This is a genomic window from Marinobacter sp. DUT-1 (genome assembly GCF_050379415.1).
In the GTDB taxonomy this organism is placed as follows: domain Bacteria; phylum Pseudomonadota; class Gammaproteobacteria; order Pseudomonadales; family Oleiphilaceae; genus Marinobacter.
This window is the reverse complement of the sequence record NZ_JBNRLS010000001.1, coordinates 498,784-523,957: the sequence shown is the minus strand read 5'-3', so window position 1 is coordinate 523,957 and position 25,174 is coordinate 498,784. Positions and strand designations below refer to the sequence as shown.

Here is a 25,174-nt window from a genome sequence, read left to right as displayed (position 1 = left end):
CTTGATACCTCCTTGAGGATAGTCAATTACCCCGATAGTTGGTAACCCATCATAGTCTTTGACCCCTTGAGGAGCAAAAGATGAGACTAAAAGTTGGGTTATCAAGGGTTAAGGCTATGACGGTGCAAATGGATCCGGATGACGACACGCTGGCGTCGCTGTGGGTAGTGCTGCCCCTGGCGTTGTTCGGCTTTGTCGTGGCGGCCGGATGCTGGACGCTGTTTGCGGTGGCCGGGGTGCACCTGCGGGCGGAGCTTGAACTGTCCAGCCTCCAGTTCGGCATTCTGCTGGCGGTACCCATGGCCGTGAGCGCCTTGTTGGCGGTACCCGCCGGTCTGGCGGCCCGCAAGTTCGGCGCCCGGAATATCATGCTGTTCTGCCTGGCGGGGCTGGCCCTGTGTATGGTTTTCATGCTCACCGCAGACACCTACGCCGGTTACCTGGTCGTTGCCAGCGGGCTTGGCCTGGCCGGTGGTTTCTACAGCGCGGGTCTGCAATTTGTGACCGGCCATTGTGAACCCCGGAGGTTGGGTCTGGTGTTGGGTATCTTTGGTGCCGGTGTGACCGGGGCAGGGTTTAACTATTACCTCGTCCCCCTTTTCCATAAGGCCTTCTCTTGGCAAGGCGTGCCAGTGGCCTACCTTATTGTTCTGCTCCTGGTCCTTGCGTTACTGATGCTGCTGACGTCGGCTGAGGATTCCCGGGCCGAGCCTGGAAGTGAGACTTCGGTGCGGGTATTGCTTCGCCAGCTGAGCCATCACCGGACCTGGCACCTGTGCGCCTATTTCGGCGTGGTGGCCGGCAGTTTTTTCGCGCTTGCGCTCTGGTTACCGGATTACCTGGCCTCCCAGTTCGAATTGCCCGTTCAGAAGGGTGCCAGTCTGGCCCAATGGTTTGTCATACCCGGTGCCCTGGCGCAGATTGTCGGTGGGGGATTGTCTGATCGCTTTGGCAGTGGGCGGGTGATCAGCCGGTCGCTGCTGCTTTGCCTGGTCTCGCTTTTTGTCCTGTCCTACCCGCCTATGACGTTATTCATCCGGGGGGTGGACGACACCATCCGCTTGGAGTTTGCCCTGCCACTGATGATGGAAGGCGCCTTTGTGGTGTTGCTCGGCGTGGCCCTGGGTTGTGCCATGGGTGGCCTGCAGCGTCTGGTGATCCTGGGTAACCGGTCAGTCGCTGCGTTTGTGGCGGGCCTGTTGCTGGTTGCGGCCAGTCTGGTCGCCTTTGTTCTGCCCGTCGTCTTCGGTGCAGTAAACCACTGGCTGGGTATCCGCAGCGCCGTGTTCATGATCCTTTTCCTTCTGCTGTGCAGCTGCCTGTTCCTGTTCTCCCGGGACAGCCGCGAGCACGAGCGTATGAGCCTTCTCCACCCGGGGATATAGAGCGCCTACCACCAGGGTGGTAGAACCGGGTTATGTAGTAGTAACCACGCAGATTTCAGGGTTTCTCTATTCCACAATGGTTCCACATCGGAAACCGATCCGGAGAGAGACCATGAGTCATTTGATCGATAAACTGAACTACTTCAGGAAGAAGCGTGAGCCGTTCGCCAACGGCCACGGCGAAACCCATGACGTCAACCGTGACTGGGAAAACAGCTACCGCCAGCGCTGGCAGCACGACAAGATTGTGCGGTCCACCCACGGCGTGAACTGTACCGGCTCCTGCAGCTGGAAGATCTACGTCAAAAACGGTCTGGTAACTTGGGAAACCCAGCAGACCGACTACCCGCGCACCCGCCCGGATCTGCCCAACCATGAGCCTCGTGGCTGCCCCCGTGGCGCCAGCTACTCCTGGTACATGTACAGCGCCAACCGCCTGAAGTACCCGCTGATGCGCAAGCACCTGATGAAGCTCTGGCGTGCAGCCAGGACCCAGCACAGCGACCCGGTCGAAGCCTGGGCCTCCATCGTCGAGGACCCGAAGAAAACCGCCGAGTACAAGCCTCGCCGGGGCATGGGTGGCTTTGTCCGTTCCAGCTGGGACGAGGTCAACGAGCTGATCGGTGCCGCCAACGTCTATACCGCCAGGAAGGTGGGCCCGGACCGTATCATCGGTTTCTCTCCGATTCCCGCCATGTCCATGGTTTCTTACGCGGCCGGCAGCCGCTACCTGTCCATGATCGGTGGCGTATGCATGAGCTTCTACGACTGGTATTGCGACCTGCCGCCGGCCTCCCCGCAGACCTGGGGCGAGCAGACCGACGTACCCGAATCCGCAGACTGGTACAACTCCGGCTATATCATCGCCTGGGGCTCCAACGTGCCCCAGACCCGGACTCCGGACGCCCACTTCTTCACCGAAGTGCGCTACAAGGGCACCAAGACCGTTGCGATTACCCCGGATTACGCGGAAGTCTCCAAGCTCTCCGACGAGTGGCTGAACCCGAAGCAGGGCACCGACGCTGCTCTGGGCATGGCCATGGGGCACGTGATTCTGAAGGAATTCCACGTCGACAAGCCCAGCGAATACTTTACCGATTACGTTCGCCGCTATACCGACATGCCGTACCTGGTCATGCTGGAAGAAAAGGACGACGGCAGCTACGTGCCGGGCCGTTTCCTGCGCGCCAGTGATCTGGTGGATGGCCTCGGTGAAGAGAACAACCCCGAATGGAAAACCATCGCCATTGATGAGGCGTCCGGCGAGCTTACCGCACCGAACGGTTCCATCGGCTACCGCTGGGGCGAGAAGGGCAAGTGGAACCTGAAGCAGACCGCCAAGGACACAGACGTCAACCTGCAGTTGTCCATGGTCGAGAAGCACGACGAAGTTGTCGATGTCGCTTTCCCGTACTTTGGTGGTATCGAGCACGACCATTTCCAGCACGTTGAGATCAAGGACATCCTCAAGCACAAGCTGGGTACCCGCAAGGTGAAGCTGGCGGATGGTTCCGAGGGTCGCGTGGTCACCGTCTATGACCTGATGGTCGCCAACTACGGCATCAGCCGTGGCCTGGGTGATGATGACGGCGCCACTTCCTATGACGAAGTGAAGCCCTACACCCCAGCCTGGCAGGAAAAGATCACCGGCGTCCCCGCCGAGAAAGTGATCCGCATTGCCCGCGAATTCGCGGACAACGCCGACAAGACCAAGGGCCGTTCCATGGTCATCGTCGGTGCCGGTATGAACCACTGGTACCACATGGACATGAACTACCGCGGCCTGATCAACATGCTGATCATGTGTGGCTGTATCGGCCAGAGCGGTGGTGGCTGGGCCCACTATGTCGGACAGGAGAAACTGCGTCCGCAGACCGGCTGGCAGCCTCTGGCGTTCGGCCTGGACTGGCAGCGCCCGCCTCGCCACATGAACTCCACCTCCTTCTTCTACGCCCACTCCGGCCAGTGGCGTTATGAGAAGCTGGGTGTCGACGAGATCCTGTCGCCGCTGGCGGACAAGTCCAGGTTCGGTGGCAGCCTGATCGACTACAACGTGCGCGCCGAGCGCATGGGCTGGTTGCCGTCCGCGCCGCAGCTTAACCGCAACCCGCTGACCATCGCTGCCGAAGCCGAGAAGGCTGGTATGGACGTGGCCGATTACGTGGCCCAGTCCCTGAAGGACGGCTCCCTGGCCTTCGCCAGCGAAGACCCGGAAGCACCGGAGAACTGCCCGCGCAACATGTTCATCTGGCGCTCCAACCTGCTCGGTTCCTCCGGTAAGGGCCACGAGTACATGCTCAAGTACCTGCTTGGCACCAAGAGCGGCCTGCAGGGCAAGGATCTGGGGCACGAGGGTGGCGCCAAGCCCCAGGAAGTGAAATGGCGTGACGAGGCGCCGGAAGGCAAGCTGGACCTGCTGGTGACCCTGGACTTCCGTATGTCCACCACCTGCCTGTATTCCGACATCGTTCTGCCGACCGCAACCTGGTACGAAAAGAACGACCTGAATACCTCCGACATGCATCCGTTCATCCACCCGCTGACGGCGGCCACCGATCCGGCCTGGGAAGCGCGTAGTGACTGGGAGATCTACAAAGGCATTGCCAAATCCTTCTCCAGGGCGGCCGAGGGTCACCTGGGTGTCGAGAAAGATGTGGTCACCCTGCCGTTGCTGCACGATGCGCCGGCCGAGCTCGGCCAGGCGTTCGACGTCAAGGATTGGAAGAAAGGTGAGTGTGACCTGGTTCCCGGCAAGACCGCGCCCAACTTCATCACCGTTGAGCGGGATTACCCGAACACCTACGCCCGCTTTACCTCCCTCGGTCCGCTATTGGACAAGCTGGGCAATGGTGGCAAGGGCATCAACTGGAACACCGAGAAGGAAGTCAACTTCCTGAAGGACCTGAACTACACCCACCTTGAGGGTGCCAACGCGGGTCGTCCGAAGATTGAAAGCGCCATTGATGCGGCCGAAGTGATTCTGACCCTGGCGCCGGAAACCAATGGCCAGGTGGCGGTAAAAGCCTGGGCGGCCCTGTCGGAGTTTACCGGCCTGGATCACACCCACCTGGCGACCAACAAAGAGGAAGAGAAGATCCGCTTCCGGGACATCGTGGCGCAGCCGCGCAAGATCATCTCAAGCCCGACCTGGTCTGGCCTGGAAGACGAGCACGTGTCCTACAACGCCGGTTACACCAACGTCCATGAGTTGATCCCCTGGCGCACCCTGACCGGTCGTCAGCAGTTCTACCAGGATCACGAGTGGATGCGCGCCTTCGGTGAGAGCCTGCTGGTATACCGCCCGCCCATCAACACCAAGGCTGTGGGCAGCATGATCAACCAGCGCAGCAACGGTAACCCGGAGAAAGCGCTGAACTGGATTACGCCGCACCAGAAGTGGGGTATCCACAGCACCTACAGCGACAACCTGCTGATGCTGACCCTGTCCCGCGGTGGTCCGATTGTCTGGCTGAGCGAGGACGACGCCAAAGAGATCGGGGTGGAAGACAACGACTGGATCGAACTGTTTAACGCCAACGGTGCCATTGCGGCCCGGGCAGTCGTGAGCCAGCGGGTCATGCCGGGCATGGTGATGATGTACCACGCCCAGGAGCGGATCGTGAACATTCCCGGCTCCGAGATCACCGGTACCCGAGGCGGTATCCACAACTCGGTCACCCGGGTGTGTCCGAAACCGACCCACATGATCGGCGGCTACGCCCAGTATTCCTACGGGTTCAACTACTACGGCACCGTCGGCTCCAACCGCGATGAGTTCGTGGTGGTTCGCAAGATGCACAACGTCGACTGGCTCGACGGCGAAGGCAACGACACTGTTCAGGAGGCTGTAAAATGAAAATCCGTTCCCAAGTCGGCATGGTGCTGAACCTGGACAAGTGCATCGGTTGTCACACCTGTTCAGTCACCTGCAAAAACGTCTGGACCAGCCGTGAAGGCATGGAGTACGCCTGGTTCAACAACGTCGAAACCAAGCCCGGTATCGGCTACCCGAAAGAGTGGGAGAACCAGGACAAGTGGAAGGGCGGCTGGATGCGTGACAGCTCCGGCAAGATCCGTCCGAAAATCGGCGGTCGTTTCCGGGTGTTGGCGAACATCTTCGCCAACCCGGACCTGCCGGAAATTGACGACTACTACGAGCCGTTCGATTTCGATTACCAGCATTTGCACACCGCAGGTGACAGCAAGCACCAGCCGGTCGCCCGGCCACGCTCGCTGATCTCCGGCCAGCGGATGCAGAAAATCGAATGGGGTCCCAACTGGGAAGAGATCCTGGGCACCGAGTTCGCCAAGCGCCGCAAGGACAAGAACTTCGACCAGGTCCAGGCGGACATTTACGGCCAGTTTGAAAACACCTTCATGATGTACCTGCCACGCCTGTGCGAGCACTGCCTGAACCCGGCCTGTGTCGCCAGCTGCCCGAGCGGGGCCATCTACAAGCGTGAAGAGGACGGCATCGTCCTGATCGACCAGGACAAGTGCCGCGGCTGGCGGATGTGTGTCTCCGGCTGCCCGTACAAGAAGATCTACTTCAACTGGAAGACCGGCAAGTCCGAGAAGTGCATCTTCTGCTACCCGCGCATCGAAGCCGGCATGCCGACCGTGTGCTCCGAGACCTGCGTAGGCCGGATTCGCTACCTGGGTGTGCTGCTGTATGACGCAGACCGCATTGAGGAAGTGGCCAGCGCCCCGGGCGAGCATGAGCTCTATGAAAAGCAGCTGGAGATTTTCCTGGACCCGTTCGATCCGAAAGTCATCGAGCAGGCGAAGAAAGACGGCATCCCGATGAACGTCATCGAAGCCGCCCAGCAGAGCCCGGTGTACAAGATGGCGGTCGACTGGAAACTGGCCCTGCCGCTGCACCCGGAATACCGCACCCTGCCCATGGTCTGGTACGTGCCGCCCCTCAGCCCGATCCAGTCTGCCGCTGAAGCCGGCAAGGTCGAGTTCGACGGCGTACTGCCGAAGATCGAAAGCCTGCGGATCCCGGTCAAGTACCTGGCCAACCTGCTCACCGCCGGTGATGAGAAGCCCATCGTTCTGGCCCTGAAGCGGATCATGGCAATGCGCCTATACAAGCGCGCGGAAACCGTGGAAGGCAAGGAAGACCTGCGTGCCCTCGAGGAGGCAGGACTGACCAAGGCCCAGGCGGACGAAATGTACCGCTACCTGGCCATTGCCAACTACGAGGACCGTTTCGTGATCCCGACCAGCCACCGCGAGCTGGCCAAGGAGGCCTTCCCGGACGCCACCGCCCATGGTGAGCGCGGCGGCTGTGGCTTCAGCTTCGGTGACGGCTGCAGCGGTGGCGACAGCGACTTCAGCCTGTTCGGTGGCAAGAAACAGACCACCAGCATGGTGAGCAAGCTGGCGACCGTGAAGCAGGTCGACCCGAAACAGCTGCAGGAATAAGGAGGCCAAGATGCAACTTCTCAAAGTACTGGCACGGGTACTGGAATACCCGACCGAAGAACTTCAGGCCTCCAAGGATGCCCTGGTAGCCGCTGTCCTCGAGGACAGCCGGCTGCCCCGGCAGAACAAGGAGCAGCTGCTCACCTGCCTCGACCGGCTGTGTGACGGCGACCTGCTGGACCTGCAGGAAAACTACGTGGGCATCTTCGACAAGGGCCGGGCCACCTCCCTGCTGCTGTTCGAACACGTCCACGGCGAATCCCGCGACCGCGGCCAGGCCATGGTGGACCTGATGGAAGAGTACCGTCGCAACGGGCTGGAAATCGACGCCCGTGAATTGCCGGACTACCTTCCTTTGTTCCTGGAGTACCTCTCCACCCGCCCGTGGGAGGAAATCCGGAACTGGCTCGAGGACATCCACCACATCCTGGGCCTGCTGGGCGAACGTCTGTTCCAGCGCCAGAGCTTCTACCACGTGGCCATGGACTCCCTGCTGATCCTGTCCGGTCGCAACACCGACCGCCAGGAACTGGCAAAGATCGTGGCCTCGGAAGAGCGCGACGACACCCCGGAAGCCCTGGACAAGGTCTGGGAAGAGGAAATGGTGAAATTCGTGGATGACCAGGGCAGTTCCTGCAGCTCCGGTGGCGTCGTTGGACAGCGCCGCCGCGAACTGGAACAGACCCAGACCATTCACCTGAGTGATCAGCTGATGACGGACGCCACACCCCGTCCGGCAGGGCGCGCCTGAGGCGCAGGAGGAAAAGACAATGTCCTATATCAATACACTCTTGTTCGGGGTCTACCCCTACATCGCCCTGATCGTACTGTTTGTCGGTACCTGGGCGCGCTATGACCATGGCCAGTTCACCTGGAAGGCACACTCCAGCCAGATGCTGCGCAAGAAAAACATGGTAATGGCCTCTGTGCTGTTCCACGTAGGCGTCCTGGTGATCTTCTTCGGCCACCTGGTGGGCCTGCTCACCCCGCACTGGGCCTATGAGTGGATCATCACTCCGGGCCAGAAACAGGTCATGGCCATCCTGGTCGGCGGCATCGCCGGCGTGATGGCCATCATCGGCGGCGGCATGCTCGCCTGGCGCCGCATGACCGACCCCCGGGTCCAGGCCAGCAGCACCTTCGCTGACAACATGATCATCATCATCCTGGTGGTCCAGCTGGTTCTCGGCATGCTCACCATCCTGCCGACACTGGGACACCTGGACGGCAGCACCATGCTCAAGTTCTCTGCCTGGGCGCAGGGCATCTTCACCCTGCAGGGCACCGGCGTAGCGGACTACATCGCGGACGTGAACTGGATCTACAAGACCCACATCTTCCTGGGCCTGACCATCTTCGTACTGTTCCCGTTCACCCGTCTGGTGCACATGCTCAGCGTGCCGGTCGAGTATTTCGGCCGGAAGTACCAGGTGGTGCGCAAGCGGGCGTGAGATGAAAAAGGGGTCAGATGAAAGCGTTCATCTGACCCCAACTATACAAAGGTGAACACCATGCAACTGATCCCCACTGGCGAAGCCGACAAGCCCAGAAACCAGTTCCCGCCGGTTTACGTGGGTGAAACGCTGATTCCGGAAGACGACATCGCCCGGGAAATGCAGCACCACCCGGCGGAAGAAGTGGCAGAGGCCTGGCACGAAGCCGCCAAAGGCCTCGTTATTCGTCAACTGCTCCTGCAACAGGCCGCGCTCCTGAAGCTGGACGACATCGCTGACGAAGAAGACCGCATCGCCCGCGTCCTGGAGCTGGAACTCAACGTTCCGGACCCCACCGAGGATGACTGCGAACGCTTCTACGCCGCCAACCCGGCCCGCTTCCGCAGCCCGACACTGATGGCCGTCAGCCACATCCTCCTGGCCGCCGCCCCGGACGACGTCCAGGAACGCATCCGCCAGGAAGAGGCCGGCCGCCAACTGTTGTCATCCCTCCTGGATGGCCGCTCCCGGTTCGCCGAACTGGCCAAACAATACTCCGCCTGCGAATCCCGTCACCAGGGCGGCAGCCTCGGCCAGATCAGCAAGGGTCAGACCGTGGAAGAATTCGAACGCCCGGTCCTCAGCCTCCAGGAAGGCCTGAACCCGGAACTGATCGAAACCCGCTACGGCTGGCACATCGTCCGCGTCGACCAGCGCATCGACGGCGAGCAACTGCCCTACGAGCACGTGAAGCCCCAGATCCGTCAGTACCTGAGCGAAAGCGTGACCAGAAGGGCATTCCGGCAGTACCTGCAGGTGCTGGCTGCGGAAACTGGTGTGGAAGGGGTAGATCTTGAACTCCCTGACTCTCCATTAATGCAGTAATGCTGTAGAGCCCGTCCCACAAGTTCTGGAGGTTGGCGGGGAACCCCCTTTCCAAAACTGTGCGGAGCCAGGGATGGCGGAGCTCAAGCGTCACATGGACGTGCCGCAAGGAGCGTGTTTTGGAAAGGGGGTTCCCCGCCAGCCTGTGCTCCGGTTTTGGCCGTCCAGTCCGCGCCCCGATTTTACTTAAGTAGATAGCAAAACTAATTTTTGAGTTAAGTCAATTACTCAGGAATAACCGCCCGAATACCCCCATCGGGGGAGCGATTTTTAACCAGTTTGCATCTACCATTTAAATCAAGATTTTGAATGCATGTATATGCAGGGGGAAACACAAATGGCACTGATGCAATCAGCCGACACCCGCTACCGCAAACCCGTACTCGTAGCCGTCAACAAACCTTTTGACGACGAAGATGGCCTCCAGGCACTGCGCAGCCACCCGCTGTTCCGCAACCTCCGAGCCCGGGATCTCGAGAGTCTCATCCAGCAGTCCCGTCGCCTGCGCCTCGGACACCACCAACTGCTGTACCGCCAGGACATGCCGGCACACCACTTCTTCTTCGTGATCTCCGGCCGCCTGCGCCTGTACCGCCTGGACTCATCCGGCATCGACCGCACCCTCGACAGCATCGCCCCGGGCGACTGCTTTGCCGAAGTCATGATCTACGCCGATCCGCCCCGGTATGCCTGCTACGCCGAAGCCCTGAAATCCAGCGAAGTGCTGATGATCCCGGTCAAAGCCTACCGCGAGCTGCTGGACCAGCACCCGGAGTACGCCCAGGCCGCCCTGAGCCACTACGCCAAGCGCGCCGTCACGCGTTTCCACGACCTGGAAATCATGACCGTCCAGAACGCCCGGGACCGCCTGATCCGCTACCTGATCGACCTGCTGCCCAACGGCACCGAGCAGGGCGGAGAAGTGGAACTGCCGCTGCCCAAATGTCTGGTGGCATCGCGCCTGGCCATGCAGCCGGAGACCTTCTCCCGGATCCTGGCCGACCTGAAATCCAACGGCCTGGTGCGGGTAAACCGGAGCAAACTGTTTATCTCCGACCCCCAGCGACTGATTGAAATCAGCCAGTAATTCATTGCCCTGAAGCCTCCAGGCTCTTCCAGAGGAGGATGTGTGAAACCGAGAAAGCAACGCCCGCTGATCTATTCCTGCTCCGGCTGCTCCGACGTGGCGCAGCTGGCCAACAACGCGGCGGTCCGCCTGGACCACGAAGGCAGCTTCGAGATGTCCTGCATCTCCGGGGTTGGTGGCAAAGTGCCGGCACTGGTGAAAACCGCCCGGTCCGGCCGCCCGATCACCGTAATCGACGGCTGCCCCCTGCATTGCGCCCGTGCCTGCCTGGAAAATGTCGGTGTGGAACCGGATGAACACGTTCTCCTGTACGAATTCGGCTTCAAAAAACACTATGGCCAGAGCTACGGCGACGAGGCAGTGGAAGAAGTCTGCGACGAGGTCCGCAACCGCGGGCTCGTCCAACACCTCATTGCCCGCCAGGCCTGAAACCTGGCGGATACCTCTCTTTCAAGGAACACCCATGATCAGCAACTACCAGGATCTCATCCAGGCCACCCGTGAACAGGCCGAACCCCAGCGCCTGTTGTTCGTCTTCTGCCGCGCCGAGCTGCCGGATGAAGCCTCGGCGGAAGAAAAGGCCGCGTTCGAGCGTGGCGAAGGCGGTGCACTGACTCCCGTCATCTGCGTCGACAAAACCCCTGACGAAGCTCCCGACTTCAACGTCCTGGCGCAGGAATCCGAAGCCACCGGCCAGCCCTGGGACATGGTCTTCGTAGGTGCCATGTCCGGCCGCGGAGGCATGGCTCCTTCCAGTGACGAAGCCCAGCAGCCCCTGACCATGATGGTGGAGGGCATCCGCATGGGCCACCTCGGCAACTACCTCCCTCTGAACGGTCAGGGCGAAGCGATCGACCTGGCATGACCGCCGCCCCGGTGGGCCTCCCCCGGGGCGTATTCAATCAGAGGTATTTGCTTTCCATCAATAATCAACCAAGCTTTTGATATACCTATGGATATGGGGGCGCTCGTGGGCTTAGCAGTTCGAAGCTTTGCAGTATTTCTTTTTACCCTTGCCAGCACTGCCGTTCTGGCCATGCCAGTGGGGCAGCACGAGCCTGTGGCTGCGCGTCAGGTAATCCAGAAAGCCATGCCGTCGGTGACCGACCTGGTTCCAAGAGAGGATAACCGCGCCATCCAGGAACTGTATGCCGGAGATGAACTGAAAGGCTATGCCTATCAGAGTCTCGATTTCGTCCAGACTCCGGCGTATTCCGGCAAGCCGCTCAATATTGTGGTCGTTCTCGATACCGAAGGGAAAATCGTGAGCTCACATGTTATCGAGCATCACGAGCCGATTCTTCTGGTCGGTATTCCCGAAAGTAAACTGCATGATTTTACTGACCAGTACGTGGGACTGAAGGCCGACCAGAAAGTTACGGTCGGTGGTACCTCTAACGAGCGTAAGGTGGCAGTGGACGGTCTGTCCGGCGCAACAGTCACCGTTATGGTGGTGAACGAGGTCATCATGAAATCGGCCCACCGGGTTGCTGCCGAGCTGGGGCTCGTTGAAAGCCTGAGCAAGGCCCGTCCGCCAATGGCCAACATCCAGGCCGATAGCTTTCAGGACAAGAGCTGGCAGACGCTGCTCGGGGAAGGTTCGGTGCGCAGACTGAAACTGACCCGCGGCCAGGTGGATGATGCCTTCAAGGGCACAGCTGCGGAGGGTATCGACACGACGCCGAAGAGGCAGCGAGGCAAGCCGCTGATTGACCTGTACACGGCTTACCTGGATGTACCAACCATCGGCCGTAACTTGCTGGGCGAAAGCCAGTTCCAGTGGCTGACTGGCGAGCTGAAGGAGGGTGAACACGCCATCGCTGTGATGGCCAATGGCGAATATTCCTTCAAGGGCTCCGGTTACGTTCGGGGCGGTATCTTCGATCGCGTCCAGATCCGCCAGTTCGGTGACACCTTCAACTTCCGGGATCTCGATTACTACCGGCTGAGCGATGTGTACGCCGAGGGCATGCCCGATTTCAACGAGATGGCGATTTTCATTATTCGCCAGCAGTACAACTTCGATCCCGGCACTGAATGGACCCTCGAACTGACCGTCAAACGTCAGACCGGTCCTTTGGACAGCGAGTTCCAGGTATTCCCGCTGACTTACCAGTTGCCGGACCAGTACTACACCCGCCCGAAACCGGTCATGACCGAAGAGGAAATGCTGGCGGACCAGCCCATGTGGGTGCAGGTGTGGTATCAGCGCGAGTTCCAGATTGTGGTGCTCGGCATAGGTATCGGTGTGCTGATGTTCATCCTGTTTTTCCAGGACTGGCTGGTGAAGAAACCGAAGATGATGCGCTGGATCCGCCACGCCTTCCTGACCTATACCCTGTTTTTCATTGGCTGGTACGCCATGGGGCAGCTGTCCATCGTCAACGTGCTGACCTTCGTCAACAGCCTGATCAGTGGCTTTAGTTGGAAAACCTTCCTGATCGATCCGGTCATTTTCATTCTCTGGGCCGTTGTCGCAGGCATCATCCTGCTGTGGGGACGGGCGGTGTACTGCGGCTGGCTGTGCCCGTTCGGGGCGCTGCAGGAATTGCTGAATGAAATCGCCCGCAAGCTCAAGGTGCCCCAGTACACCGTGCCGTTTGCGGTGCATGAGCGGCTGTGGGCCATCAAATACATCATCCTGCTGGTGCTGTTTGGCGTCTCGCTGGATTCCATGGCAACCGCTGAGCGCCTGGCCGAAGTGGAGCCGTTCAAAACCGCCATCACCCTGAAGTTTGACCGCAGCTGGCCCTTTGTCACCTACGCTGCCCTGCTGCTGGTGGTCAACCTGTTCACCCGCAAGGTGTTCTGCCGGTACATGTGTCCGCTGGGCGCGGCGCTGGCGTTGCCGAGCAAGCTGCGAGTGTTCGACTGGCTCAAGCGGCGGAAGGAATGTGGCAACCCCTGCCGGTTGTGTGATCACGAGTGTGAGGTTCAGGCCATCCATCCGGACGGGCACATCAACTACATGGAATGCCACTACTGCCTGGATTGTCAGATGACCTATTTCGATGACCACAAGTGCCCGCCGCTGATCGTCAAGCGTCGTGGTAAGCGCCGCGGTCACAACGCACCGGGCCACCCGGAGGAGATCCCCGTGGTTCAGGTGTCCTGAGCAGTTCCATAAAAAGAAAACATGAGAAGTAAAAACCGCCATAACCAATAACGGAGTTGGATGTTATGAAGAGAAGAGATGATCTGAAGGGTACGCCGGAGCTTCCGGAAAGCGGCCAGAGCCGCCGCCGTTTCATGGGCGCTGCGGCGCTGGCTGGTGTTGCCGGTGCAACCGGCCTCGGTACGGCAGTGATGTCCCGGGAGTCGTTCGCGGCCGCCGCAGAGGAAGCCCGAAACAAGTATGTGGTGCACCCGGGCGAGCTGGACGAGTATTACGGTTTCTGGAGTGGCGGCCACTCCGGTGAAGTTCGTGTACTCGGGGTTCCCTCCATGCGCGAGCTGATGCGGATTCCGGTGTTCAACGTGGACTCCGCCACCGGTTGGGGCATCACCAACGAGAGTAAAGAAGTGCTCGGGGAAAGTAGCCGCTTCTCCAACGGTGATGCTCACCACCCGCACATATCCATGACGGATGGCCGCTACGATGGCAAATATCTGTTCATCAACGACAAGGCCAACACCCGGGTTGCCCGGATTCGCCTGGACATCATGAAGTGTGACAAAATCACCACCATTCCCAACGTTCAGGCGATTCATGGTTTGCGCCTGCAGAAGGTACCCCGGACCAAGTATGTCTTCTGCAACGCCGAGTATGTGATTCCCCATCCGAACGATGGCAGCGATACCAGTCTTGAAAGCAGCTTCACCATGTTCAATGCGGTAGACGCGGACACCATGGAGGTGGCTTTCCAGGTGATTGTGGACGGCAACCTGGATAACACCGATGCCGACTACACCGGCAAATACGCCTGCTCCACCTGCTACAACTCCGAGAAGGCCCTGGACCTGGCCGGTACCATGCGCAACGACCGCGACTGGGCCGTGGTGTTCAATATTGAGCGTATCGAGCAGGCGGTCAAGGACGGTAACTTCGAGACCCTGGGTGATTCCAAGGTGCCGGTGGTCGATGGCCGCCATGGTTCGGAACTGACCCGTTACATCCCGGTTCCGAAGAACCCGCACGGCCTGAACACCTCGCCCGATGGCAAGTATTTCATCGCCAACGGCAAACTGTCACCGACCTGTACCGTGATCGCTATCGACAAGCTGGACGATCTGTTTGACGGCAAGCTGAAGGACGAGCGTGACGTGGTTGTGGCGGAGCCGGAACTGGGTCTCGGACCTCTGCACACCACCTATGACGGCCGGGGCAATGCTTACACCACGCTGTTCATCGACAGCCAGGTGTGTAAGTGGAACATTGCCGACGCCATCAAGCACTACAACGGTGAAAAGGTGAACTACATCCGCCAGAAGCTGGATGTTCACTATCAGCCGGGCCACAACCACGCCTCCCTGACCGAGTCCCGGGACGCCGATGGCAAGTGGCTGGTGGTGTTGTCGAAGTTCTCGAAAGACCGCTTCCTGCCGTGCGGCCCGTTGCATCCGGAGAACGATCAGCTGATCGATATTTCCGGCGAGGAAATGAAGCTGGTGCACGATGGCCCGACCTTTGCGGAGCCCCATGACTGCATCCTGGTGCGTCGTGACCAGATCAAGACCAAGAAGATTTACGATCGTGACGATCCTTACTTTGCCTCTGCGGTTGAACAGGCGAAGAAGGATGGTGTGACTCTGGAGGCCGATAACAAGGTGATCCGTGACGGCAACAAGGTGCGTGTTTACATGACCTCGGTTGCGCCGCAGTACGGGATGACGGAGTTCAAGGTCAAGGAGGGCGATGAGGTCACGGTTTATGTTTCTAACCAGGACACCATCGAGGATGTGACTCATGGTTTCTGTATGGTGAACCATGGTGTGAGCATGGAGATCAGTCCGCAGCAGACGTCTTCGGTGACCTTTGTGGCAGACAAGCCGGGCGTTCACTGGTATTACTGCAACTGGTTCTGTCATGCGCTGCATATGGAAATGCGGGGCCGCATGATTGTTGAGAAGGCCTGATCTTCTCTTTGCCGGGACTCTCTCGTGGAGTCCCGGCTCCTCCCCTGAGATTGGGAGGAGCAATCCAAGAGGAGACTGCTTTCCAAAACACGCTCCTTCGGCACGTCCCTGTGACGCTTGAGCTCCGCCATCCTTGGCTCCGCACAGTTTTGGAAAGCAGTCTCCTCTCGGATTGCCACACTTTGGGCGACTGCCCGAGAGCACACCATTTTTCGAGAGAATTTGATGTATCCATTTTTGCGTTATGGGGTGGCCCTGTCAGTCGCCCTGTTATCGCTGACCGCGAACGCGGGCCTGCAAGAACAGCTTGATGCCCTTGAACCGGGCGCGTCTTTCGAGCTTCCCCCCGAGCAAGTTTCGCCTCTGGCTATCCGGGTGCCTGGCGTGACTGTGTCCTGTCATCCTGACACCGTTATTGATGGTGGCGGGCAGGGCAATGCTGTGGATATCGTTGCCGAGGAGGTGACGTTTTCCGGGTGTTCGGTGCGCAACTGGGGCAGCAATCTGAACGAGCTGGACGCAGGGATTTTTGTGGCCCGGGAGGCGCGGGGCACGGTTATCGAGAACAATCGATTGCAGGGACCGGCGTTCGGGGTCTGGCTGGATGCCACGCCGGATGCGACGGTCCGCAAGAATACAATCCGCGGCGATGCCAGTATGCGCCCGAATGACCGGGGTAATGGAATTCATCTGTTCAATACCACCGGGGCGCTGATTGAGGGCAATGACATTCGTCAGACGCGGGATGCGATTTATATCGAGACGGCGAATAACAATACGATCCGGGGCAATGAGATGTCGGATCTGCGTTATGGCATTCATTACATGTATTCGATGAATAACCTGCTGGAGGACAATGTCACCCGCAACACCCGGACCGGGTACGCGCTGATGCAGAGCAAGCGGCTGACGGTGCTCAATAACCGGTCGGTGAATGATGAGAACTATGGGATTCTGATGAATTTCATTACCCAGTCGGAGCTGCGGGGGAATGTGGTTACCGGGGTATCCCAGGGGCGGACTGGCGGTGTGGCGATTGATGGGGCAGAGGGCAAGGCGGTGTTCATTTATAACTCCCTTTACAACACCTTTGAAGGCAATCTGTTTGCCGACAGCAACATCGGAATTCATCTGACTGCCGGCTCTGAGGATAACAAGGTGTTCGGGAATGCGTTCGTGAATAACCAGCGCCAGGTGAAGTATGTGGCCACTCGCACCCAGGAGTGGTCGAGGGATGGCAAGGGTAATTACTGGAGTGATTACCTGGGCTGGGACCGTAACCAGGATGGGATCGGGGATGTGCCCTATGAGCCCAATGACAATGTGGACCGGCTGCTGTGGAAGTATCCGGAGGCGAAGATTCTGATGTTCAGCCCGGCGGTAGATACTCTGCGCTGGGTGCAGGATGCGTTTCCGGTGGTGAAGGCCGCCGGGGTTGCCGATTCCCATCCACTGATGCGACTTCCCGCTGATCTTCAACCGGAGAGCCGATGAGCTGTTTTCGTCTTGAGAATGTGAGTTACCGGTACGACAAGAGCCTGGTACTGCATGGCATTGATCTGCGCCTGGAGCCGGGCGAGATCCTGGGTCTGTTCGGCCATAACGGCGCGGGTAAGACCACCTCGATCAAGCTGATCCTGGGGCTGATGCAGCCGACCCAGGGTGTGGTGTCCGTGCTCGGAGGTCAGGCCGGCGATCCGCAGGTGACCCAGCACATCGGGTACCTGCCGGAGAATGTGATGTTCTACCCGCAGCTGACCGGTCGGGAGATCCTGAGTCATTTTGCCCGTCTCAAAGGCGCTTCCCTGCGCCAGGTGCCAGAGCTGCTGGAGCAGGTGGGCCTGGGCGATGCCATGGACGCCCGCACCAAGACCTATTCCAAGGGTATGCGCCAGCGTCTCGGGCTGGCGCAGGCGTTGCTGGGCAAGCCGAAGCTGCTGATGCTGGACGAACCGACCGTGGGTCTGGATCCGGTGGCTACGGCGGATCTGTACCGGCTGCTGCGGGATCTGCGGGACGAGGGCACGGGCATTGTGTTGTGTTCCCATGTTCTGCCCGGTGTCGAGCCATACATCGATCGCGCTGCGATTCTTACCGAAGGCTCCCTGAAGGCCGCCGGGGATCTGGCAGCGTTGAGGCGACAGGCGAATATGCCGGTAACCCTGTCACTGGATCCGGCTCACAGTATCGCGGCGCTGGAAAAGGTGATCGAAAGCGCTGCAACTGCCAGTGGCCTGATGATCAAGACCGGTAACGGGCGGCTGCGTGTGGATGTGCAACCGAGGGAGAAAATGGCCTTGCTGCAAACGGTGATGGCGTCGGGCGAGGTGGCGGATGTCAGCATCCACCAGCCCAGCCTTGAGGATATCTATGTGCACTTCATCGGCTCGGGTGGCCTGGCCCATCGGGGAGGCAGCCAATGAACAGTATCTGGACCATTGCCCGCAAGGAACTGAGTGACAGCCTGCGCAACCGCTGGCTGATGGCCATCTCCCTGGTGTTCGCCACCCTGGCCCTGGGTATCGCCTGGTTCGGCGCAGCCGCTTCCGGCCAGGTCGGTTACGCCTCCACGCCCGCCACCATCGCCAGTCTCGCCAGCCTGGGTATCTTCCTGATTCCGCTGATTGCGCTGCTCCTGGCGTATGACGCCATCGTCGGGGAAGAGGAGGGTGGAACGCTGCTGTTGCTGATGACCTATCCCCTCAGCCGCAGCCAGCTACTGCTCGGCAAGTTCCTGGGCCATGGCCTGACCCTGGCTCTGGCAACGCTGATCGGCTTCGGTGTGGCTGGAATCGCCATTGCTTTGTTGGTGGAGGATATCGCGATCACCAACCTGGCCATCGCCATGTTCCGCTTTATCGCCTCCACCGTGCTGCTGGGTTGGGGCTTCATAGCGCTGGCCTATGTGGTCAGCGTCCGCGTCAGCGAGAAACCGATTGCCGCCGGCCTGGCCCTGGCCATCTGGTTCTTCTTTGTGCTGATTTTCGATCTGATGCTGTTGGGTACGCTGGTGGCCAGTGAGGGCAAGTTCAACGCCGAGCTGCTGCCGTGGCTGCTGATGCTCAATCCGACCGATATCTACCGCCTGCTCAACATCGTTGCCTTCGGTGACGCCGGCCAGCTCAGTGGCGTCCTGAGTCTTGGAACTGATCTGCCTATCGGTGCAGCGGGCCTCTGGATTGGCCTGGTGCTGTGGTTTGCCATCCCGTTGGCGGCTGCCCTGTTACTTTTCCGAAATCGTCGTATCTGAACGGAGTTGTCATTGATGAACCGAACCAAACTGGACTGGCTCCTCGCCGCCCTTGCCGCCATAACCCTCACTGCCTGCTCGGGCAATGAGGAACAGACCATGGCCAAACCCGACCCCGTGCACTTCGAAAGCGGCGACGAATGCCACGTCTGCGGCATGGTGATCGCCAACTTCCCGGGCCCCAAGGGGGAAGCTATCACCGAAAAGGACCAGCACGTCCGCAAGTTCTGCTCCACCAAGGACATGTTCGCCTGGATGCTCCAGCCGGAGAACATTAACCGCGATCACACCCTCTACGTCCACGACATGGCCCAGACCGATTGGGATCACCCGGACGACACCGCCCTGATCGACGCCCGGGACGCCTTCTTTGTGGTTGGCTCCGACCGCACCGGCGCGATGGGGCCCACACTTGCCTCGTTCGCGACCGAGGACGCCGCCCATGGTTTCATGATGGAGCATGGTGGTGAGGTTCTGAAATACAGCGAGATCACCATGGAGCATCTGAACACAGGGATGCCGATGGGGGAGATGGACAGTTCAACTGCGGAGCATGCAATGGAACACTGAGGCGTGAACATTGGGTCAGATGAAGGTTTTCATCTGACCCCTTCTCCGGTGGCCGGTGAGAATGGTAAGCCGGCGTGGATGGCGGCAGCTTCGGCCTGATAGGTGTGTATGGCGCCCGCTTCTTCGTATTGGTGAAAGGCTTTTATCTTTCGACAATCCGCGGGCGCCTGCCTTGACTGGCGTCAGTCGTTGCAAATGGCGTCAGTGTTCATTGTGGGCACCGGCAACGATATTATGAATCTCCTCGATTGAGTGAACGTAACGGACGTAGTTGTCGACAAATTCACGGCCATCCGCCACCGACTCGGCGTTGGCGTCTCGCTCAGTTTTCTGGAATTGTTCTACGACATAACTGGTAACTTTCTCCCCCAGTTTCTTTGCCAGAGCATCCACGTTGCCTTCGGCCAACGCCTTGTCGGCAGCTTTCGCGGCGGCCGAAGCACTGCCAGCCGGTTTCAGTCCGGTAAAGGGTGCCCCTTCGGTGGCTCGGTGCAGGCGCACCAGGGTCTCGAAGAAATACCTGTCAGCCAGCTCCCGGGCTTTTGGATCCAGGCTTCGAACCTCGAGAGTACTGTTGAAGGCCATTGTCAGGTTTTTCTCGTCGTCCGGTCCGATCCATTTAAGAACCGGTGTCAGCGATTTTTTGTTCAATGCAGTTCTGGCATCTTCGATGACAGGGCCGTCCAGCGAATCACAGTGGGCGAAGCTGGCTGAACTCCATAGTAGTGCTCCGCTGAGTAGGGTGAGCGTGACGATTCGTTTGGTCTTGATAGAAGTTTTCATGAGGAACCTCTTGGTCTCGTTAGGCATTGATCGGCGATTTGACAACAGTGTGGAGATCGCCGGTTGCAAGCCCACTCTGGCTGGAAGTCGAGGCGTTTGCGTTCGGGTGCTGGAATCCGAACGTTCGGATAGTTAAACCGAACGGGAGTCAGTCATTGTTTCGAAAGGAGCGACGATACTGGGACGGCGTTTTGCCAGTAGTTTCGCGGAAAAGGGTGTTGAAGACCGACTTAGAGTTGAATCCGGACTCATACATGATATCCGTGATGGTTGCTTTCTCTGTAAGGTCGGCCAGACGCTGCCGCGCATGCTCTATCCTGTAGCCGTTCACGAACTCGTAAAAATTTCTGCCCATTTGTTGATTCAGAAATTGCGACAAGTCCCGGGGCGAAAGCCCTGCCAGGCGAGCCAATCGGTCCACAGTGAGATTTGAATGCAAGTACGGTCGCTGTTCCTCCATCAACTGCAGGATTTGCGCTGTCGGCAGTTCTGGAAATTGGTCTGCGGTACTGATTCGAGGGGCAGCGTCCTTACTCGCCGATGCCGGTCGAATACCGGCGAAGAGGGCAGGTTGCTGAAATGCCAGCACTGACATCGGAAGCAGGATTGCAATGCTCACCCCCGTTGTTGCGATGGTCAGCCATTCATGACTGCCCGTTACCCGCAGGATATGAGCGAGCAGGCAGTAAACGAGGCTGAGTGCCCAGGCTGTGGTGTAGGCAAGCAGCAAATTGCGAAGCCAACCCAGTTCCTTGTTGTCCAGATCCGAGAAGATCTCTCGTAGTTCGACACCAAAACGGGATATTTTCTTCAGGGTCGCCGCCAGATACGCCAGCATGATGGTGTGAAGGGCAATTGCGAGAACGACAGAGTTCATGACCCCGGGGTAGTGGGTGTCGGACAGGACACTCACCTGCTCTTCCGTGGACAGCCGGTAGTAACCGACAACGAACACCGCAGCGGCCCCGAGTACCGGTAGAAGATGGGCGAGGTGGCGCAGCCGCAGACGGAAGTCACGGTACATCACCGATTGGGCGTACAGGAAAATGGCTCCGGGCTGCAACATTCCGAGGATGGTGCCCGTGAAGGCAGTTTCCGGATACCGCAATACGAAACCGGTCGTATGCAGGAAAACCTCGAGTAGGGTGCCGGCCATGCCGGTGAGCATCACGGCCAGAAGCAGTCGGGGCAGGGGCCGCCTGCCCTTGAGTACAACACAAAGCAGTATCAGAAACAGAAACTGCGCAATGACGCCGAACAGAACAAGTTGGGGGAGTGTCAGGAACACAGGGGGGTCATGCGTTGAGGGACATCAACCGCCGGTCATGTTCATGAACCGCAAAATCTGCACATCCCCATTACTGGAAAAGTGGTGCCGCTCCGGCTTCAGATCCATGGCGTTGATGATGGTCTCGCGCAGCTTGTCGTCGGTCACCGGGTTACCGCGCAGCACACGGCGCAGGTCCACCGAGTGCTCGTTGCCCAGGCACAGCAACAGCCGACCCTCGACCGTCACCCGTACCCGGTTGCAGGTAGAACAGAAGTTGTGTGAATGCGGGGAAATGAACCCGACCTTGATCGGGCTGTCCGGCATCCGGTAGTAACGGGCCGGGCCGCCGGAATCCTCGGTGGCCGGCATCAGTTCGTGAGTATTCCGGATAATGTCCCGGACTTCCTCGCTGGTACACAAGGCCAGCCCCCGGTCGTGCTCGGAGATTTCGCCCAGGGGCATTTCCTCGATGAAACTGATGTCCACCTGCTTCTTGCGGGCGAACTCGATCAGCTCCGGGATTTCCTCGTCGTTGCGGCCCTTCATCACCACGGTATTGAGTTTGATGCCCCGGAAACCGGCTTCGCGCGCGGCATCAATACCGTCCAGGACCTGACTGAGCTTGCCGGTGCGGGTGATGTTGCGAAATTTCTCGGCATCCAGGGAATCGAGGCTGATATTCAGGCGGTGCATACCTGCCTTGCGCAGGGGCTCGGCCATGGTGGTCAGCTGGCTGCCATTCGTGGTCATGGCGAAGTCCCGCAGCCCGTAGGTGCCGATTTCCTTCACCAGTTCCAGAATATCCTTGCGGACCATGGGCTCGCCGCCAGTGAGGCGGATCTTTTCAGTGCCCAGCGAAACAAAGTTGCGTGCAACGCGGGCGATTTCTTCCAGGGTCAGTACCTGCTGGCGGGGGAGGAACGTCATGTCCTCGGCCATACAGTACACACAGCGGAAGTCACACCGGTCAGTGACGGACAGGCGCACGTAGTTGACGGTGCGGCCAAAACGGTCTGTCAGTTTGCTCTGGGGCATCGGGTTGATCCTGTTACCGCTGGTTTTTTGATCTGAGTATAGACCAAGTATTGCAGATTGGCTCAACGAATCCGATACCCCTCGGGAGGTAAGCCTATGCGGTCAGCCCATCGATACGGGCGAACAACACCGTGTTTTCCATGGCGATGTGGTCGTTCAGGTCTTGCCGGAACTGCCCGATTTCGTCATAGAGCCTGCGCCAGGTATTGCAGGCACCCTCCGGGAGTTGAAGGCGATTGGTCAGTTCATCCAACCGGGCGAGGGCGGCGGCATGCTCGTCGTGCTCCGATCGCATGACCGAAATCGGGCCCCGCGCCATGCCCGAGATGCCCCGAACGATCATCGGGAACAGGATCTGCTCTTCCTTGGCCATGTGGTTTTCCAGCTCGACCTGCATGGTTTCCAGGTGGGCGCTCAGCCCGGTCGGGCAATCGGGATGCCCGCTGTGAACCCGTTCTACCCTCTGGGCCAGGCGGATAATTTCCGGTAACTGGTCCCGGTGGGTGTCGTGGTAGCGGTTCAGGATGTGCTCGATCAGCTCCTCTTCGGTGGCTTCCTCAAGCCAGGTCCGGGGTGTCATGGCATTTCTCCTTTACATTTAAATAAAATAAATCTTTTTTGGTGAAAATCAGCGGCTTCGGTCTGTGCCTGGGCTCTGTTCGGGATCACCATCGAGAACAAGGGTTGAAACTTCTTAAAAGAAGTCTATAAAATACATATTAAAGATATGTTCGGGAGGTTTCAAATGGAAAAGCTGCTATTCAGGGCGAACAGTGCGATGGTCTGGTCATTTCTCGGGCTGCTGCTGACGGTGCTGGTGGCTTATCCCCTGGCCCGCTACTTTCCCATGGCTATCCAGATCCTGGCTCACGTTGGCACGCTGCTGTTCGCCGTGGGTATAAAGGTGGCCTATGTGGCGCGGCTGGTATTCCTGAGCCGTTTGGGGAGACCCGTGCATTGAATGCAGGTAGAATAGATGCAGTTATGAATCATAGCGGGGGCCCCGTCATGGGCGAGCCTACCGGGAAAACCGGATTCAGGATTCTGGCGTATATCTCTGCAGGCGTGGCGGTGGTCGGGGTCATTTTGCCGTTGCTGCCGACCACCCCCTTTGTTTTGTTGGCTGCGTTTTTTGCCAGTAAGGGGTCACCGGCTTTTGCCCAGTGGCTGGATGCCCATCCCCGGTTCGGACCGGCGATTGATAACTGGCGCCGCCGTCGGGCGGTCCCGGTCAGTGCCAAGGTTTTGGCCTGCAGCATGATGGCATTGAGCTGGGCCATGTTATTGCTGATGGGCGCTTCCCTGATGGTATTGGGTATCGTGGGTGCCTGTTTGGCCTCTACGGCCTGCTATCTGTTGACGCGACCGTCCTGTTGAACGAAATCTTGAAAACTGGAGTACTGAATGCACATCACCCGTTATACGGATTACTCACTCCGCGTGCTGATTTACCTGTCGGCGCAGGGTGATCGTCTGGCAACCATTCAGGAAATTGCCGACAGCTACGACATATCCAAGAACCACCTGATGAAGGTGGTGCACCAGCTCAACAAGAAGGGCTACATCGAGACCATTCGAGGCAAGAAGGGTGGCATGCGTCTGCACATGGCACCCGAGGACATCAATATCGGCATCCTGGTCCGTGAGACCGAGCAGGATCTGAGTATTGTCGAGTGTTTCTCGTCGAAAAATGCCTGCAAGATCACGCCGGTGTGTGGTCTCAAGTCCATGTTCAACGAAGCGCTCAAGGCATTTCTCGAGGTTCTGGACCGGTACACCCTGGCCGATGTGATCCAGGATCAGCACCGGCCACAGTTGTTGCGCCTGCTTCAGATTGCCTGAGGGGCGTTTCCGCGTTCCAGCCGGGTGCGAACCCGGTCCGGCAGGGAAAAGCGGAAGATCCGGTTGAGCACGGTGCCATACTGCTTGCCGAAGCTTCCGGTATTGTACGGAATATCGTGTTTGCGACAGACTGCCTGCACTTTCTCGGAAATCTCCGGGTAACGGTGGGCGGGCAGGTCCGGGAACACGTGGTGCTCGATCTGGTAACTCAGGTGCCCGCTCAGGACATGCAGCCAGCGCCCGCCGGTGAAGTTCGAGGAACCGGTAAGCTGGCGCAGGTACCAATGTCCCTTGCTTTCACCCTCGCACTCCGCCTCGGAGAAGGTTTCTGCATCCTGGGTGAAATGGCCGCAGAAGATAACCGTGGATGACCAAAGGTTGCGGATCAGGTTGGCTCCGATGTTCCCTGCCAGCACGATCGGTGCGACGGGCAGAGTCAGCAACGGGAAGAACACGTAATCCTTGAATGCCTGCCGGCCGCCCTTGCGTGCAAAGTCTTTCAGGAACGGCAGCTTGTCCCGCCAACGGATCTCCCGACGACGCAGTTTCTCGCTTTCCAGTTCGTGCAGGCCCACCCCCCACTGGAACAGCACACTCAACAGGATGTAGTTGATGAACTGGAGGCTGTGCCACGGCTTCCATTCGTCCTCGTCGCTCAGGCGCAATACCGCGTAGCCGTAATCCCGGTCTTTGCCGATGACATTGGTGTAGGTGTGGTGCTCGTAGTTGTGGGTGCGGCGCCAGGAATCGGCGGTGCAGACAGTGTCCCACTCGTAGGTCTGCGAGTGCAGGTTCGGGTCATTCATCCAGTCATACTGGCCGTGCATGACGTTGTGGCCGATCTCCATGTTCTCGAGGATCTTGGCAATGCCCAGTGACGCGGTTGCGGCCACGAAGAGCGGCGGAATGAAACCGAAAGGCATCATGACGCGGCCACCGATTTCCAGGGTCCGGTGCAGGCGGACGATGCGGCGAATATACCGGGCATCGCGTTCACCCAGATCTGCCAGTACCTCGTCACGGATAGCGTTGAGATCCTGTTCCAGTTCGTGAAGCTGGGTCTCGTTCAGTTTTTTCATGGCAAACTCCTTGCAGCAGTTCAGTGAAGGTAAAGGCTGCGTTGATTCG

Annotated in this window: 23 protein-coding genes; 18 read left to right on the top strand and 5 right to left on the bottom strand. The window is 59.0% G+C overall.

Going from position 1 to position 25,174, the window contains the following annotated elements; genetic code table 11:
* Positions 1-116 precede the first annotated feature (116 nt).
* The 15 genes from ACQUTG_RS02390 (at position 117) to ACQUTG_RS02320 (ending at position 19,116) form a co-directional block, all read left to right on the top strand.
* A complete protein-coding gene (locus ACQUTG_RS02390) occupies positions 117-1,385 on the top strand; it encodes an MFS transporter (protein ID WP_428917874.1) in 1,269 nt (422 codons plus the stop codon).
* A gap of 112 nt (positions 1,386-1,497) precedes the next feature.
* Positions 1,498-5,241: a nitrate reductase subunit alpha gene (locus tag ACQUTG_RS02385; RefSeq protein WP_428917873.1), complete on the top strand. Its 3,744-nt coding sequence runs from the start codon at positions 1,498-1,500 to the stop codon at positions 5,239-5,241.
* Positions 5,238-6,815, top strand: coding sequence for a nitrate reductase subunit beta (gene narH, locus ACQUTG_RS02380; protein ID WP_428917872.1), 1,578 nt, complete (start codon positions 5,238-5,240; stop codon positions 6,813-6,815). The genes ACQUTG_RS02385 and narH overlap by 4 nt, the downstream gene beginning before the upstream one ends.
* A 10-nt stretch (positions 6,816-6,825) precedes the next feature.
* Positions 6,826-7,566, top strand: a complete 741-nt coding sequence (gene narJ / locus ACQUTG_RS02375) for a nitrate reductase molybdenum cofactor assembly chaperone (RefSeq protein WP_428917871.1) — start codon at positions 6,826-6,828, stop codon at positions 7,564-7,566.
* A gap of 19 nt (positions 7,567-7,585) precedes the next feature.
* Entirely contained in the window at positions 7,586-8,266 is a 681-nt protein-coding gene (gene narI, locus ACQUTG_RS02370; protein ID WP_428917870.1) for a respiratory nitrate reductase subunit gamma, read from the top strand.
* Between the two features lie 60 nt (positions 8,267-8,326).
* Positions 8,327-9,133, top strand: coding sequence for a peptidylprolyl isomerase (locus tag ACQUTG_RS02365; RefSeq protein ID WP_428917869.1), 807 nt, complete (start codon positions 8,327-8,329; stop codon positions 9,131-9,133).
* Positions 9,134-9,470: 337 nt separating this feature from the next.
* Positions 9,471-10,220 (top strand): Crp/Fnr family transcriptional regulator, encoded by a 750-nt coding sequence (locus ACQUTG_RS02360; protein ID WP_428917868.1) that lies wholly within the window; start codon positions 9,471-9,473, stop codon positions 10,218-10,220.
* A gap of 42 nt (positions 10,221-10,262) precedes the next feature.
* On the top strand, positions 10,263-10,649 hold the full coding sequence (locus tag ACQUTG_RS02355) for a putative zinc-binding protein (RefSeq protein ID WP_428917867.1): 387 nt from the start codon (positions 10,263-10,265) through the stop codon (positions 10,647-10,649).
* A gap of 34 nt (positions 10,650-10,683) precedes the next feature.
* Positions 10,684-11,085, top strand: a complete 402-nt coding sequence (locus tag ACQUTG_RS02350) for a ribonucleotide reductase subunit alpha (RefSeq protein ID WP_428917866.1) — start codon at positions 10,684-10,686, stop codon at positions 11,083-11,085.
* 87 nt (positions 11,086-11,172) lie between these two features.
* Positions 11,173-13,335: a transcriptional regulator NosR gene (nosR, locus tag ACQUTG_RS02345; protein WP_428917865.1), complete on the top strand. Its 2,163-nt coding sequence runs from the start codon at positions 11,173-11,175 to the stop codon at positions 13,333-13,335.
* A gap of 65 nt (positions 13,336-13,400) precedes the next feature.
* Positions 13,401-15,296 (top strand): TAT-dependent nitrous-oxide reductase, encoded by a 1,896-nt coding sequence (gene nosZ, locus ACQUTG_RS02340; protein WP_428917864.1) that lies wholly within the window; start codon positions 13,401-13,403, stop codon positions 15,294-15,296.
* 225 nt (positions 15,297-15,521) lie between these two features.
* Positions 15,522-16,790 carry a nitrous oxide reductase family maturation protein NosD gene (locus ACQUTG_RS02335; protein WP_428917863.1) on the top strand — a complete coding sequence of 423 codons (1,269 nt, stop codon included), beginning with the start codon at positions 15,522-15,524 and terminating at the stop codon, positions 16,788-16,790.
* The gene (locus ACQUTG_RS02330; protein WP_428917862.1) at positions 16,787-17,719 is read left to right on the top strand and encodes an ATP-binding cassette domain-containing protein; all 933 of its coding nucleotides are present in this window, start codon (positions 16,787-16,789) and stop codon (positions 17,717-17,719) included. The genes ACQUTG_RS02335 and ACQUTG_RS02330 overlap by 4 nt, the downstream gene beginning before the upstream one ends.
* Positions 17,716-18,546: an ABC transporter permease gene (locus ACQUTG_RS02325; RefSeq protein WP_428917861.1), complete on the top strand. Its 831-nt coding sequence runs from the start codon at positions 17,716-17,718 to the stop codon at positions 18,544-18,546. Before ACQUTG_RS02330 ends, ACQUTG_RS02325 begins: the two co-directional genes overlap by 4 nt.
* A 15-nt stretch (positions 18,547-18,561) precedes the next feature.
* On the top strand, positions 18,562-19,116 hold the full coding sequence (locus tag ACQUTG_RS02320; protein WP_428917860.1) for a nitrous oxide reductase accessory protein NosL: 555 nt from the start codon (positions 18,562-18,564) through the stop codon (positions 19,114-19,116).
* A gap of 201 nt (positions 19,117-19,317) precedes the next feature.
* Here the strand turns inward: ACQUTG_RS02320 and ACQUTG_RS02315 are convergent, their stop codons facing one another.
* The 4 genes from ACQUTG_RS02315 to ACQUTG_RS02300 all read right to left on the bottom strand — a co-directional run bounded on the left by ACQUTG_RS02315 (position 19,318) and on the right by ACQUTG_RS02300 (position 22,784).
* Complete coding sequence (locus ACQUTG_RS02315; protein ID WP_428917859.1) at positions 19,318-19,899, bottom strand: DUF6448 family protein; 582 nt, start codon at positions 19,897-19,899, stop codon at positions 19,318-19,320.
* A 148-nt stretch (positions 19,900-20,047) separates the two neighbouring features.
* Positions 20,048-21,055, bottom strand: coding sequence for a helix-turn-helix domain-containing protein (locus ACQUTG_RS02310; RefSeq protein ID WP_428917858.1), 1,008 nt, complete (start codon positions 21,053-21,055; stop codon positions 20,048-20,050).
* 156 nt (positions 21,056-21,211) lie between these two features.
* Positions 21,212-22,204 carry a GTP 3',8-cyclase MoaA gene (gene moaA, locus ACQUTG_RS02305; RefSeq protein ID WP_428917857.1) on the bottom strand — a complete coding sequence of 331 codons (993 nt, stop codon included), beginning with the start codon at positions 22,202-22,204 and terminating at the stop codon, positions 21,212-21,214.
* 94 nt (positions 22,205-22,298) lie between these two features.
* Positions 22,299-22,784, bottom strand: a complete 486-nt coding sequence (locus tag ACQUTG_RS02300; RefSeq protein ID WP_428917856.1) for a hemerythrin domain-containing protein — start codon at positions 22,782-22,784, stop codon at positions 22,299-22,301.
* Between the two features lie 165 nt (positions 22,785-22,949).
* Between ACQUTG_RS02300 and ACQUTG_RS02295 the strand changes: the two genes are divergently transcribed.
* Genes ACQUTG_RS02295 through ACQUTG_RS02285 form a run of 3 tightly spaced genes read left to right on the top strand, consistent with a single transcriptional unit; the run spans position 22,950 to position 24,046 of the window.
* Complete coding sequence (locus ACQUTG_RS02295) at positions 22,950-23,165, top strand: hypothetical protein (protein WP_372987182.1); 216 nt, start codon at positions 22,950-22,952, stop codon at positions 23,163-23,165.
* A gap of 47 nt (positions 23,166-23,212) precedes the next feature.
* Positions 23,213-23,581 carry a YbaN family protein gene (locus ACQUTG_RS02290; RefSeq protein WP_428917855.1) on the top strand — a complete coding sequence of 123 codons (369 nt, stop codon included), beginning with the start codon at positions 23,213-23,215 and terminating at the stop codon, positions 23,579-23,581.
* 27 nt (positions 23,582-23,608) lie between these two features.
* Complete coding sequence (locus ACQUTG_RS02285; protein WP_428917854.1) at positions 23,609-24,046, top strand: RrF2 family transcriptional regulator; 438 nt, start codon at positions 23,609-23,611, stop codon at positions 24,044-24,046.
* Here the strand turns inward: ACQUTG_RS02285 and ACQUTG_RS02280 are convergent.
* The gene (locus ACQUTG_RS02280; RefSeq protein ID WP_428917853.1) at positions 24,034-25,125 is read right to left on the bottom strand and encodes a fatty acid desaturase family protein; all 1,092 of its coding nucleotides are present in this window, start codon (positions 25,123-25,125) and stop codon (positions 24,034-24,036) included. The two genes, ACQUTG_RS02285 and ACQUTG_RS02280, sit on opposite strands and share 13 nt — an antisense overlap.
* Positions 25,126-25,174 lie beyond the last annotated feature (49 nt).